The following is a 12,369-nucleotide window of genomic DNA, read 5'->3' as shown; positions in this document are numbered from 1 at the left end:
GACACATCGCCTCAAGCCCGGCAGGCCTGTCGGCCCACCCGGCGCACTCAGCAGCGCGTGTGGGAAATTGAATGCTCTTGCGAGCGATGGCGGCCGTTGCCGGCCTCCGCGACGACGGGTGGTGGAGGGGGTTGGATTCGAACCAACGTAGGCAGAGCCAACGGATTTACAGTCCGTCCCCTTTAACCACTCGGGCACCCCTCCATACGACGGCCCGTCGTCGTGACCGCCCTATTCGGGCGGGTCATCACGGCCCGGCTCCATGCGATGCGCAAGCGAATCTCATGTGTTCCGAACCGTCAGCCAGCGACGCGAACGTGTCGGACGCCGGCTGAGGACCGGGTTTATGTAAGGCGACCTCGCTCAAGTCAACCGCAAAAGCGCAGCAGGACGATCGAGCTGTGGATGACGCGGCTGTTGCCAGCTGTCTCGCGGACGTTGCGGGGCCTTCTCCCTCTTGCGTCGGGGCGTCGGCTCTGACAAAGCCTCGACCATGTCCGATCGTCCTCCCCATAAGCCGCCGCGCTCCGGCGGTCCCCGGCGTCCCTTTGGCGGCAAGAGCTTCGGCGCAGCGGGCGGACGCCCGCGCCATCCCGGCAAGGGCGGCGCTCCCGCCTGGGCGGGCGAGGATGACATCGCGCTGCTTTACGGCTGGCACACGGTGGCGGAGGCGCTGGCGAATCCCCAGCGTCGCTTCCGCAAGATCCTGGCGACGGAAAATGCCGTTCACCGCATCGAGGAAGCCGGGCTCGCCCTGCCGGTGACGCCCGAGCTGGTGCGCCCGTCGGACATCGACAAGCTGGTGGGCGCGGACGCGGTGCACCAGGGCCTGCTGGCGGAGGTGGACCACCTGCCCTCCCCCGCGCTCAAGGACATTGCCAAGACCGATCTCGTGCTGGTGCTCGACCAGATCACCGATCCGCACAATGTGGGCGCCATCGTGCGGTCCGCCGCCGCCTTCGCGGTGAGCGCCATCGTCACCACCGCGCGCCACAGCCCGGCGGCCACGGGCGTTCTGGCCAAAAGCGCCTCCGGGGGGCTGGAGCATGTGCCCATCTGCCTGGTGCAGAACCTCGCCCGCGCTCTCAAAGAGCTGAAGGACAACGGCATGCTGGTGGTCGGCCTCGACAGCGAGGGCGCCGCCGATTTGGAGGATACCCCCCTGCGCGCGCCGCTCGCACTGGTGCTCGGCGCCGAGGGCAAGGGGCTGCGGCAGCTCACGCGCGAAACCTGTGATGTGCTGGCGCGAATCGACCTGCCGGGCGCCATCAAGAGCCTCAACGTCTCCAACGCCGCCGCGCTCTCTCTGGGGGTCGCCCGCCACGCCCTGAAGCGGGGCTGAGCCACGCTTTTCGTGCAAGGCGCCATTGCGCTACCGCCGCAACTCACCTTGCGGCATTGCACCTAAGACTAATAGACTATCGTCGCATTTCATCATCCCCGTCACAATACCGGCGGGCGCGTGAGCGCTCAGCTCTGCCTTACCGCCCGCTTCAAGAGGCGGCCCGCGAGCCGAAGGAGGAACGCCTGTCCACCGCCTGACGTCGGCGCATGCCGCTGAGCATGGCCGCGCGCGCTGCGGCTCGCCCAAGTCCTCCCCCGCGGCCCACGCCATGGCAGGGACCAAGCCTGGCTCAGCTCCACCGCCCAAGGGCGGCAGGGGCCTCGACGTGGGAGGACATGTCCATGAGCGTGACAACCGCGCGGGAGGCAGCAGCCCCTCGCCCCATGACGCGGGAGGAGAAGCGGGTCATCTTCGCCTCATCCCTCGGCACAGTCTTCGAATGGTACGATTTTTATCTTTACGGCTCGCTTGCGGCCATCATCGGCGCCCAGTTCTTTTCCGCCTATCCGCCAGCCACCCGCGATATCTTCGCGTTGCTGGCCTTCGCCGCGGGCTTTCTTGTGCGCCCGTTCGGGGCATTGGTCTTCGGCCGGCTGGGTGACCTTGTCGGGCGCAAATACACCTTCCTCATCACCATTCTCATCATGGGCCTGTCCACCTTCCTGGTGGGTATTTTGCCCAATGCGGCGGCCATCGGCATTCTGGCGCCCGTCATCCTGGTCGGCCTGCGGCTGCTGCAGGGCCTGGCGCTCGGTGGCGAATATGGCGGCGCGGCAACTTATGTGGCCGAGCACGCACCCCACGGACGACGCGGCTTCTACACGTCCTGGATCCAGACCACCGCGACCCTTGGCCTGTTCCTGTCCCTGATCGTCATCCTGCTGACGCGCACCCTCACGGGCGAGGAAGCGTTCCGCACCTGGGGCTGGCGCGTGCCGTTCCTGGTGTCGGTGCTACTGTTGGGCATCTCGGTGTGGATCCGCCTCCAGCTTTCCGAATCACCCACCTTCAAGCGGATGAAGGAAGAAGGCACCACCTCCAAGGCCCCCATTTCCGAGGCATTCGGGCACTGGGGCAACATGAAGGTCGTGCTGATCGCCCTGTTCGGCCTCGTCGCGGGCCAGGGCGTGGTCTGGTACACGGGCCAGTTCTACGCGCTGTTCTTCCTGCAATCGATCCTGAAGGTGGACGGCTATACCTCAAACCTGCTGATCGCCTGGTCGCTGGTGTTCGGCACCGGCTTCTTCGTCTTCTTCGGCTGGCTGTCGGACAAGATCGGGCGCAAGCCCATCATCCTGGCCGGGTGCCTGATCGCGGCGGCGAGTTATTTCCCGCTGTTCAACCTCATCACCACCTATGCCAACCCGCCCCTTGAGAAGGCGGTGCAGAATGTGCGGGTGACGGTGGTGGCGGACCCGGCCGGCTGCGGCTCGCTCTTCAATCCGGTGGGCACGCGGGTCTACAACCAGCCCTGCGACCTGGCGCGCGACTTCCTCGCCAAAGCGGGCGTGAAATACAGCAGCGTCCCCGGCACGCCCGGTGCCCCGGTCGAGCTCAAGGTGGATGGGCTCAGCGTGCCGTTCGGGCCGGACTTCGCCAAGAATGCCGGCGCCGCATTGCAGGAGGCCGGCTACCCCAAGGCTGGCGCCAACAATGAGGTGGTGAAGATGTCCCACCCGTTCGACATCTTCCGCCCGCAGGTGGCGGCGGTGATCGGGCTTTTGTTCATCCTGGTGCTGTTCGTCACCATGGTGTACGGGCCCATCGCGGCGGCGCTGGTGGAATTGTTCCCGGCGCGCATCCGCTACACCTCCATGTCGCTGCCCTATCACATCGGCAATGGCTGGTTCGGCGGACTTCTGCCTGCGACGTCTTTTGCCATGGTCGCGGCCACCGGAGACATCTATTTTGGTCTCTGGTATCCGATCGTGATTGCGTTGATGACCTTCGTCATCGGTCTTCTGTTCGTGCCGGAGACGAAGGACCGCAACATCGATCACTGGCATTGAGCGCCCTTTACGACGGGCGCTCGCCACCAACCTCTGGCGCGGCCTCTTCAGCCGCGCCCCTCCCGGGACGGCCCCGCATGACGCGGGGCCGCTTTTTTTGGGGCCCCAGCCGCGGCGGGCGCGCGAGCGGACCGGCATAAGCCGGCTTGACGCGCGGGCCCGCTTCAGGGGATAGCTTCGCCCAGGGCGTACAGCCTTCGGAATACACCGGGGCTACGGGCGAACGCCTCCTCCGGCGTGGCAACGGCTTTCACAAAGCCACAAAGCGCCGGCACGAAAGGTCCATGGGCCGCGTTAGCTCAGCAGGTAGAGCAACCGCCTTGTAAGCGGTAGGTCGTCCGTTCGATTCGGACACGCGGCACCACCCCCTTCCCAGCATCGCCCTCACCGGAACGCGACCAGTGGGGCGCCACGAGCGAGCGCGTCACCAGCGAGCGCGTCACCAGCGGGCGCGCGACAAACGGCGCCCGAAGGACGCCGCTTGCACCTCTCCATCAGCGCAGAGGGAAACCCAGGGACTTCAGCACCGTGCCCAGCTGATCGCGTCCGGTGAGGGATTCCGGCGCCTTCACACGGGCCAGCGCGGTGCTCACCCAGCCCACCTCGGCCATGCCCTGGCCATGCTGGAAGCCCTTCATGGTCGCCTCGTAATGATCGATGGGCTCCTGTGGCAGGCTCGCATCATAGCGTTCCTTGTGGAGCACCAGCTTCTGCGAGAGGCGCGGCTTCACGTCAGCTGGCCGCTCGGGATCGGGATAGCCGATGCACATGCCGAATACGCCCATCACATTGGGCGGCAGGCCCAGCAGCCGCGCCACCTCCTGCGGCTTGTTGCGCAGCGCGCCGATATAGACACAGCCGAGCCCCAGGGATTCCAGCGCCACCACCGCATTCTGCGCCGCCAGCGCGGCATCGATGACGGCGACGACATAGCTCTCAAGAAAATCGAGCCCGGTGGTGGGCGTGTCATTGCGGCGGCCGAGGGCTTCCAGCCGCGAGAGGTCCGCCAGCCACACCAGCATCAGGGGCGCCGCGATGACATGCTTCTGCCCGCCGGTCACCTCGGACAAGGCCGCGCGGGTCTCCGGATTTTGCACGGAAATCACGCTGAAAGTCTGGAGGTTGGAGGACGAGGGTGCCGACTGGGCCGCCGCCACCAGCGTTTCCACCAGTCCATCCGGCAATGGCCGGTCGGAATAGGCGCGCACGGTGCGGTGCGAGAGCAGGGCCGCGATGGTGTCATTCAGGATCAGCTTGGCCGGCGCCTCGTCGGCGCCATAGCGGGCGGCCAGGAGGTCTGCGGGCGAAAGGGTCTCGGCAGGCGTTTCGGATCGGCTGGTGGACATCTCGAACTCCTTGAGCGGATGCGGCTTCGAGCGGCCGGCCCTCACCACCCGCACCCGGCCCCCTGCGGCAAGATGCAGGCCGAAACGCAGCGGCCACCGGAAGAGCGACGCGATGCCGGGCGGACCAGTTGCAGGCCTTCTGCCAGCGGCAACGTCGCCGGCAAGGTGCCCTTGCGCCGGAGCTTTGTACAGCCCCTGCATACAGGCGAAGAGCGCCCGCGCCGCCCCTGCTCGTGGCTGCGCCACCGTTGCGAATGGCTGCGCCGCCCCTGCCGATGGCTGCGCCGCCCTTGCCGATGGCTGCGCCGCCCTTGCCGATGGCCGCGCGGCCCCTACATGAGGACCAGCGCGAGGGGGCGGCGCGGCCGGACACGGCCAAACTCGGGATTTTTCATGACGGCTTTCTCGATCCTGGATCTCGTCCGGGTGACCGTAAACGCGGACGCCCGCGCGGCGCTCGACAATGCCCGCGACCTTGCCGCCCATGCCGAGCGCTGGGGCTATCGCCGCTTCTGGGTGGCCGAGCATCACAACATGCCGGGCATCGCCTCCGCCGCCACGGCCGTGGTCATCGGCCATATCGCGGCCGGCACCTCCCGCATCCGGGTCGGGGCCGGCGGCATCATGCTGCCCAACCATTCCCCCATGGTGGTAGCCGAGCAATTCGGCACCCTGGCCCGCCTCTTTCCCGGCCGCATCGATCTCGGGCTCGGGCGCGCGCCCGGCACCGATCAGCTCACCTTCCGTGCCCTGCGCCGCACGCACGCGGACGCCGACCACTTCCCCCAGGACGTGCTGGAGCTCCAGGCCTATTTCCAGCCTGTGCAGCCCGGCCAGACGCTCCAGGCCGTGCCGGCGGCCGGGGTGGACGTGCCCTTGTGGATTCTCGGCTCCTCCACCTTTGGCGCCCATCTGGCGGCGGAGCTGGGGCTGCCTTACGCCTTCGCCTCCCATTTCGCGCCGGCCCAGCTGATGGAGGCGCTCCACGTCTACCGCAGCCGCTTCAAGCCCTCGGCGATGCTGGACAAACCCCACGCCATGGCCGGCATCAACGTGATCGCGGCGGAAACCGATGCGCAGGCCATCCGCCTCGCCACCACCCAGCAGATGTCGTTCGCCAACATCTTCCGCGGCGCGCGGGGTCTGAGCCTGCCGCCCATCGACGACATCGAGACCTATTGGACCCCGGCGGAGAAGGCCCAGGCCCAGCGCATGCTCGCCTGCTCGGTGGTCGGCTCGCCCGAAACGGTGCGCTCGGGCCTCGCCACCTTCATCGCGGAAACGGGGGTGGACGAGGTGATGGTGGTCTCTGACATCTTCGACCCCATCCTGCGCCTGCGCTCCTTCGAGATCATCGCCGGCCTGGGGCTGGACGAGGGATCGCCGCCGCCGGTCTGAGACGCACGCCGGACCTGAAGGCGCAACTCTTGCATGTGCGCGGGGCAGGAGCCCTGCGCATGAAAACCTTTCTCGACTGGTCGGCTTACGACACTTACGGCATCGGCGACGCCTATTCCGGAATCCCCGCAACCGGCGGGAATTACGCGAAGGCGGTGGCCGTGTGCATGCACAGCCGGGATTGTCAGAATACCGGCAAAGGGGTGATGTGCCCTTCCTACCGCATCACCGGCGACAAGGCCCATTCCACCGAGGCGCGGGTGGCCGCCTTCAAGGCTGCGCTCAATGACGGCTCCGATGCGGAGGCCTTCGCCGACCCGCGGCTGGACGCCGCCATGGACCTGTGCGTGTCATGCAAGGCCTGCAAGAAGGAATGCCCGAGCGCCGTGGACATGACGCTCATCAAGACCGAATACCTCGCCCAGCGCCATGAGATCAAAGGCGTGCCCGCCCGCACCCGCCTGTTCGGCGGCGTGCCGGAATGGACCGGGCGCCATCGCCGCCTGCTGCGCGCCGCCATTCGCCTGCGCAATCGCTGGCGGCTCGCCGCGCGGGTGGCCGAAAAGTGGCTCGGCATCACCGCCCGCCGTCCCATTCCCGAACCCACGGCCAAGCCCTTCTCCCCCGCCCCGACCCTGGCGCCCGAGGCGGCGCCGCGCGGGGAGGTGATCCTGTTCGTGGACACCTTCTGCCATCATTTCGATCCGGACATCGCGGAAGCGGCCCAGACGGTGCTGGAAACCGCCGGCTATCGCGTGCGCATGGCCCGCCCCTCCCCGACGGATCCGGAGCCGAACCGGCCCTTGTGCTGCGGGCGCACCTATCTCACCACCGGCATGGTGGACAAAGCGCGCGGGGAGGCCCAGCGCGTGCTCGCCGCCTTCAAGGACGAGATCGCCGCCAAGACGCCCATCATCGGCCTCGAACCCTCCTGCCTGCTCTCGCTGCGAGACGAACTCTACAGCCTGGGCCTCGGCCCGGAGGTGGGGGATCTGGGCAAACAGCTCTATCTGCTGGAAGAATTTCTCTCCCGTGAGCACCAGAACAAGGGTCTTCGGCTGGAGCTGAAGGCGCTCGACCTGCCCAAGGCCCTGCTGCACGGCCACTGCCACCAGAAGGCGTTCGGGGTGATGAAGGCGACCCGAAAGGTGCTCTCCTGGATTCCCGGCTTCTCCTATGACATCGTGGAAACGAGCTGCTGCGGCATGGCCGGCAGCTTCGGCCTGGAGGCCGAGCACTATGACGCCTCCATGGCGATGGCGGAGCTGAAGCTTCTGCCCTCCGTGCGCGAGGCGACGGCGGGCACACCCTTGATCGCGAACGGCTTTTCCTGCCGCCACCAGATCGAGCACGGCACCGGCCGCAAGGCCCGCCACATCGCCTTGCTGCTGCGCGACGCCCTCGCCGCCCCGGTGCGCTGAGGGCGGGACGCGACGCGCTCAAGCCGGCTGGCTCTCCGCCGGCGCGGCAAGATCCGGCGTCACCAGCAGATCGAGAAAGGCCCGCGCGGCGCCATCCAAGGCTGCGCGGCGGTCCTTCTCGAAGGCCGGGCCGGCGCCCATATGGGCGACCACCAACTCCCAGCACAATTCCGGGGAAGCCAGCTCCACCACGGCCAGGGCCGGAGCCCGCGTGCGCGCGATGGCGTCCGGCACCAGAGCGACCCCCAGCCCCCGCGCCACCAACGCCAGCAGGGTTTCAAGATCGCTCACCTCGAACGCGAGCCGCCGCTCCACGCCCGCGTCCGCAAAGCCGCGATCCACCACCCCCCGCGTGCCCCATCCCGGCTCGAAATCCACGAACGGCTCGTCCGCCAGATCCGCCAGCGTCACCTCGGGCCGGCGCGTCAGGCGATGGCCCTTGGGGCACACCAGCACCAGCGCCTCGCAGGCGATGAGGGTGGTCGCGATGTCCACCGGAGCGCGGCACAAAGGCAGCATGGCAAGGTCGAGCTCTCCCGCCCGCACCTTCTCCAGGAGCTGATCGGTGCCGCCCTGGCACAGCCGCACCTCGATGGCGGGAAAGGAGGCGTGGAAGCGCGCCAGGAGCGCCGGCAGGTCGAGAAACGCGGGCAGGCTCTGCACGGTGCCGATGGACAGGGAGCCGCGCTCCAGCCCCGCCACGGCGGCCACCGCTTCGCGCGCCTCGCGCGCCGCCGCCAGCACCGGCCGCGCCTTCTCCAGAAGCACCCGCCCGGCAGCGGTCAGGCGCACCTGGCGGGTGGTGCGCACGAAGAGCTGGGCGCCCAGCTCCTCCTCCAGCGCCCGCACCGAATTGGACAAAGCCGATTGCACAATGTTCACCCGCCGGGCCGCGCGAGTGAAATGCCCCTCTTCCGCAACGGCAATGAAATGCTGAAGCTGCCGCAATTCCATGATGCGCCACCCGCCCCGGCCATTCATTCAAGATCGAGATAAATGCCATCTCGATATTCCATTTGAAAGATTAATAGCCCCGGCCCATGGTGCGCAAGCATTCGATCCGGAGGGCGACTCTGGCGCCGCCGGATTCTTCTCCCAAAGAGGAGATTTCCATGAAAGTCGGGTTCATCGGATTGGGCCATATGGGTTCCGGCATGGCGCGGAACCTGCTGAAGGCCGAACACGCCGTCACTGTCTATAACCGCACCCCTGCCCGCGCAGACGCTTTGGTGGCGGAAGGCGCCCTGCGCGCGGAAAGCGTGGCGCAGGCCTGCGGCGGCGAGGCCGTCATCACCATGCTGTCGAACGACGCGGCGGTGGAAGAGGTGGCGTTCGGCGCCGGCGGCATCATTGCCAGCCTGCCCAAGGGCGCGCTGCACGTGTCCGCCAGCACCATTTCCGTTGAGCTGTCCGAGCGCCTCGCCGCCGCCCACGCGGACGCTGGCCAGCTTTATGTGTCCGCCCCCGTGTTCGGGCGGCCGGATGTGGCGGCGGCGGGCAATCTGTTCGTGGTCGCGGCCGGCGAGGCAGCGGCCATCGCCCATGCCCGGCCGCTGTTCGAGGCGGTGGGCCAGCGCACCTTCGAGGTCTCGCAGACGCCTTCCCGCGCCAATCTGGTGAAGCTTTCCGGCAATTTCCTCATCGCCTGCGTCATCGAATCCTTAGGGGAAGCCTTCGCTCTGGTGGGCAAAGCGGGCATCGACAAGACGCAATATCTGGAGCTGCTCACCTCCACTTTGTTCGGCGCGCCGGTCTACAAGAATTATGGCCGCATGCTGGCCGAGCCCGGCGAGCACCCCGTGGGCTTTGCCGCCCCGCTCGGCCTCAAGGACGTGAAGCTCGCTTTGTCCGCCGCCGAGGCGCTGGAAGTGCCCCTGCCGCTGGCCAGCCTGTTGCGCGACCGCTTCATCACCCTCCTCGCCCAGGGCGGCGCGGACCAGGACTGGTCCGCCATCGGCCACCTCGCCGCCCGCGATTCCGGGCAGGCCTGACCGTCCATAAGGAACATCCCATGGAACAGATCGAAATCGGCACGTCCGGCATCAAGACGTCCCGCATCGGCCTCGGCACCTGGGCCATTGGCGGCTGGATGTGGGGCGGGTCGGACGAGAAGGACGCCATCGCCACCATCCGCACCGCCGTGGAGCGGGGCATCACGCTGATCGACACCGCCCCCGTCTACGGCTTCGGCCATTCCGAGGAGATCGTAGGCAAGGCCCTGGCGGGCGGGCTGCGCGAGAAGGTGCAGATCGCCACCAAGGTGGGCCTGGCCTGGAAGGACGGCAAGGTGTTCCGCGACAGCCGCCCGGCCCGCCTGCGCCAGGAGATCGAGGATTCCCTGCGCCGGCTGAAAACCGATGCCATCGACCTCTATCAGGTCCACTGGCCCGACCTCGAAACCCCGTTCGAGGAGACCGCGCGGACGCTGGCGGAGCTGAAGCGCGAAGGGAAGATCCGCGCCATCGGCGTTTCCAATTATTCGCCCGCGCAGATGGACGCCTTCCGCGCCGTCGCGCCCCTCGACGCGGTGCAACCGCCCTACAATCTGTTCGAGCGGGAGATCGAGGCGGACGTACTGCCCTATGCGGTGCGCACCGGCCTCACGGTTCTGAGCTACGGTGCCCTGTGCCGGGGCCTGCTCTCCGGCCGCATGACGCCCACCACCACCTTCGAGGGCGACGATTTGCGCAAGGTGGACCCCAAGTTCAACGCGCCCCGTTTCCCGCACTATCTCCAGGCGGTGGAGGAGCTGAAGGCGCTCGCCAAGACGCGCTACGGCAAATCGGTGCTGGCGCTGGCTGTGCGCTGGGTGCTGGACCAGGGGCCGACCATTGCCTTGTGGGGCGCGCGCCATCCCGGCCAGCTCGATCCGGTGGGCGAGGTGGACGGCTTCCACATCGACGCCGACACCAAGGCGGAGATCGACGCCATCCTGGCCCGCACGGTCATCGACCCCGTCTCCCCCGCCTTCATGGCCCCGCCCAGCAAGCGGCCGGCCGAGGTGGCGTGACGAAGTCCGGAACAACAGACGGCGGGCTTCGCAGCGCGCCCGTCGACAGGACTTATGAGCCTTTGGCGACGCACAAAGCCAACTTCTAAGGCTTGTCGGGGGCCTCAGCGGCGGGGCTGCCGCGCTCAAGAGGGGGCAGGACGAGGACAAACACCCAAAGCCTGCCCCACCGCCATGTTCCCCACCCATGGCGGCAGAACGCCGGCCGCAACATTCCAGGCCGCCCTCAGCAAGAGGCCCGGAAAAGAGGTTGCGCAAGCTCCTCTGCGCGGTGCCGGCTCTTGATATCCCGACGCTTCGCTGAACTTCGCGAGAAAACGCAGCAGCACACCCCTTGCCGCGCCCACCACATCGGCAGGCGCGGGTTTTCGCGATCAGCGGAACTTACGTCGGTCCTGAATGGCGGTTCCAGAAAACTCCACCCCGCTGATCGCGCACGAGGGCCGCGCCCTATACGGCACCGGCAGCAATCATCAGCTCGGTCGGCCCCTCAGCCGGCATCAATGGCCGCCCCTCAGCCTTCCCATAGCGCCGCCAATGCTCGAAGCCGGATTCGTATTCGCCGCGCCGAACGGCCTCGTCGACGTCGGGATTTGCAGCCAGATAGCCCAGCTCGGTAAAGGCGGGCGGAGCCGTATCGATCCCAACATACAGGGAAAGAAAAAGCCTCATGATTTCGCCAACAACCGCGTTGGAAACATGAAGGCAGTCGACCCCATACGCCAGATTGCGCGGCGCGAGCGAGACGATATCGTAGCTGGGGAAATAGTCCACATCGGGGTGCAACGCCGCAAATTGCTCAGCGGCGACGCGCAATGTACTTTTTGACCGCATATTGGCGATAGCAACATCCTGCCCGGAAAACGTCTCGCTCATCGGGACCGGCGAAACGGTCACGATGAGACGGGCGTGGCGATTCATGCTCTTGATCAGCCAGCGCATTTCCTCCAGGTCGGCAACACTCTGCGCCACATCGGTAATCACCAGGCGGTAGCGATCACGCTCGCGACGAACCGAGGTGAATGACGGCGCGCAATTGAGATAGCAGTTTGCCTTATTATCCCACCACACCTCATTCAACCCGAGCGTGACAACAACGACGGACGCATTCCGGACGCGCGAAAAATAATCTTCAATCAAATATGTCCGGCGCTCGATTGCGCGCTCAAGACTAACTGGCGGGATTCCAGGCCCAAGCTGCAAATCTGACCAACCATTTGGCCCCTCTTCGAACAAAGTTTTATTGATAACAGGCTTCGACACAGCCCATTTCAGCTCATTCACCATCGACATGGTCGTGAATTTGTTCACAAACCCATTGGGGCGCGCCGGCGCCTCGCTCTTGGGAGCGACAATTTTCTTGGAGAGAACGGCCCGCTCTCTATAAATCAAATGCTCTTCAATATTGCGTGCAAAGCACGAGCCGATGCAAAAAAATGAGCTCTTTGCATCGATCGTGAATTTAGGCTTGTGGAATATACCGATTGGCGCTTCCTTGAAGCGCTCAATATTCTCACTCCACCGAGTGTATCGAGCGGCGGCCAGAGATTTCCAAGCCAATTCACCACGAATAAATTGCATGACAACCCGCCCTCATCATGACAGCCAACAGGTTGTACAAGGGTAGCGCTTTCGGAACGCTAACTCGCACAATCTCGCGTGCGATGTTCCGGTTCGCGCTTTCAAGTTCGATCAGCAAATGGCAGCATCCGCCACGGCCTTGAGAAAGCCAGGAACAAGCTCACCCTTCGGGCTTAGCCGAAAGCCCAATTCGAATTCAACCCCATTCTCTGGGGCGGAAATCGTATCGGCGTCCCCTCTCTTGCTCCGCGCGGACGAC

Annotated in this window: 9 protein-coding genes and 2 tRNA genes; 7 read left to right on the top strand and 4 right to left on the bottom strand. The window is 66.2% G+C overall.

Annotation, left to right across the window (positions count from 1 at the left end):
- Window positions 1-119: 119 nt before the first annotated feature.
- Window positions 120-204, bottom strand: a tRNA-Tyr gene (locus V5F26_RS10355).
- Between the two features lie 289 nt (window positions 205-493).
- On the opposite strand from V5F26_RS10355, the gene rlmB reads away from it, so the two are divergent.
- The 3 genes from rlmB to V5F26_RS10340 all read left to right on the top strand — a co-directional run bounded on the left by rlmB (window position 494) and on the right by V5F26_RS10340 (window position 3,718).
- A complete protein-coding gene (rlmB, locus tag V5F26_RS10350; protein WP_394059302.1) occupies window positions 494-1,342 on the top strand; it encodes a 23S rRNA (guanosine(2251)-2'-O)-methyltransferase RlmB in 849 nt (282 codons plus the stop codon).
- A gap of 344 nt (window positions 1,343-1,686) precedes the next feature.
- On the top strand, window positions 1,687-3,354 hold the full coding sequence (locus tag V5F26_RS10345; RefSeq protein WP_394059301.1) for an MFS transporter: 1,668 nt from the start codon (window positions 1,687-1,689) through the stop codon (window positions 3,352-3,354).
- A 288-nt stretch (window positions 3,355-3,642) separates the two neighbouring features.
- Window positions 3,643-3,718 (top strand) — tRNA-Thr (locus V5F26_RS10340).
- A 130-nt stretch (window positions 3,719-3,848) separates the two neighbouring features.
- Here the strand turns inward: V5F26_RS10340 and V5F26_RS10335 are convergent.
- A complete protein-coding gene (locus V5F26_RS10335) occupies window positions 3,849-4,700 on the bottom strand; it encodes an NADPH-dependent oxidoreductase (RefSeq protein WP_394945878.1) in 852 nt (283 codons plus the stop codon).
- Between the two features lie 393 nt (window positions 4,701-5,093).
- On the opposite strand from V5F26_RS10335, the gene V5F26_RS10330 reads away from it, so the two are divergent.
- Together V5F26_RS10330 and V5F26_RS10325 are read left to right on the top strand one after the other, a co-directional pair.
- Window positions 5,094-6,098 (top strand): LLM class flavin-dependent oxidoreductase, encoded by a 1,005-nt coding sequence (locus tag V5F26_RS10330; protein WP_394945877.1) that lies wholly within the window; start codon window positions 5,094-5,096, stop codon window positions 6,096-6,098.
- Window positions 6,099-6,157: 59 nt separating this feature from the next.
- On the top strand, window positions 6,158-7,519 hold the full coding sequence (locus V5F26_RS10325) for a (Fe-S)-binding protein (protein WP_394945876.1): 1,362 nt from the start codon (window positions 6,158-6,160) through the stop codon (window positions 7,517-7,519).
- 18 nt (window positions 7,520-7,537) lie between these two features.
- Here V5F26_RS10325 and V5F26_RS10320 read toward each other — a convergent pair whose 3' ends face one another.
- Window positions 7,538-8,473: a LysR family transcriptional regulator gene (locus V5F26_RS10320; RefSeq protein WP_394945875.1), complete on the bottom strand. Its 936-nt coding sequence runs from the start codon at window positions 8,471-8,473 to the stop codon at window positions 7,538-7,540.
- Between the two features lie 158 nt (window positions 8,474-8,631).
- Here V5F26_RS10320 and V5F26_RS10315 point away from each other — a divergent pair, with 158 nt between their 5' ends.
- Both V5F26_RS10315 and V5F26_RS10310 read left to right on the top strand, forming a co-directional pair.
- The gene (locus tag V5F26_RS10315) at window positions 8,632-9,510 is read left to right on the top strand and encodes an NAD(P)-dependent oxidoreductase (RefSeq protein WP_394059294.1); all 879 of its coding nucleotides are present in this window, start codon (window positions 8,632-8,634) and stop codon (window positions 9,508-9,510) included.
- Window positions 9,511-9,530: 20 nt separating this feature from the next.
- Entirely contained in the window at window positions 9,531-10,529 is a 999-nt protein-coding gene (locus V5F26_RS10310; RefSeq protein WP_394945873.1) for an aldo/keto reductase, read from the top strand.
- 450 nt (window positions 10,530-10,979) lie between these two features.
- Here the strand turns inward: V5F26_RS10310 and V5F26_RS10305 are convergent, their stop codons facing one another.
- The gene (locus tag V5F26_RS10305; protein WP_394059290.1) at window positions 10,980-12,110 is read right to left on the bottom strand and encodes a GSCFA domain-containing protein; all 1,131 of its coding nucleotides are present in this window, start codon (window positions 12,108-12,110) and stop codon (window positions 10,980-10,982) included.
- Between the last annotated feature and the right edge of the window lie 259 nt (window positions 12,111-12,369).

This window comes from Xanthobacter variabilis (assembly GCF_043831965.2).
Lineage (GTDB): Bacteria > Pseudomonadota > Alphaproteobacteria > Rhizobiales > Xanthobacteraceae > Xanthobacter.
Note: the sequence above shows the minus strand (reverse complement) of the source record. Positions and strands in the feature narration are given on the sequence as shown.

Bases quoted from the DNA above. Each gene is read 5' to 3' on its own strand.
- rlmB (WP_394059302.1), top strand. From the start codon at position 494: ATGTCCGATCGTCCTCCCCATAAGCCGCCGCGCTCCGGCGGTCCCCGG.
- V5F26_RS10345 (WP_394059301.1), top strand. From the start codon at position 1,687: ATGAGCGTGACAACCGCGCGGGAGGCAGCAGCCCCTCGCCCCATGACG.
- V5F26_RS10335 (WP_394945878.1), bottom strand. From the start codon at position 4,700: ATGTCCACCAGCCGATCCGAAACGCCTGCCGAGACCCTTTCGCCCGCA.
- V5F26_RS10330 (WP_394945877.1), top strand. From the start codon at position 5,094: ATGACGGCTTTCTCGATCCTGGATCTCGTCCGGGTGACCGTAAACGCG.
- V5F26_RS10325 (WP_394945876.1), top strand. From the start codon at position 6,158: ATGAAAACCTTTCTCGACTGGTCGGCTTACGACACTTACGGCATCGGC.
- V5F26_RS10320 (WP_394945875.1), bottom strand. From the start codon at position 8,473: ATGGAATTGCGGCAGCTTCAGCATTTCATTGCCGTTGCGGAAGAGGGG.
- V5F26_RS10315 (WP_394059294.1), top strand. From the start codon at position 8,632: ATGAAAGTCGGGTTCATCGGATTGGGCCATATGGGTTCCGGCATGGCG.
- V5F26_RS10310 (WP_394945873.1), top strand. From the start codon at position 9,531: ATGGAACAGATCGAAATCGGCACGTCCGGCATCAAGACGTCCCGCATC.
- V5F26_RS10305 (WP_394059290.1), bottom strand. From the start codon at position 12,110: ATGCAATTTATTCGTGGTGAATTGGCTTGGAAATCTCTGGCCGCCGCT.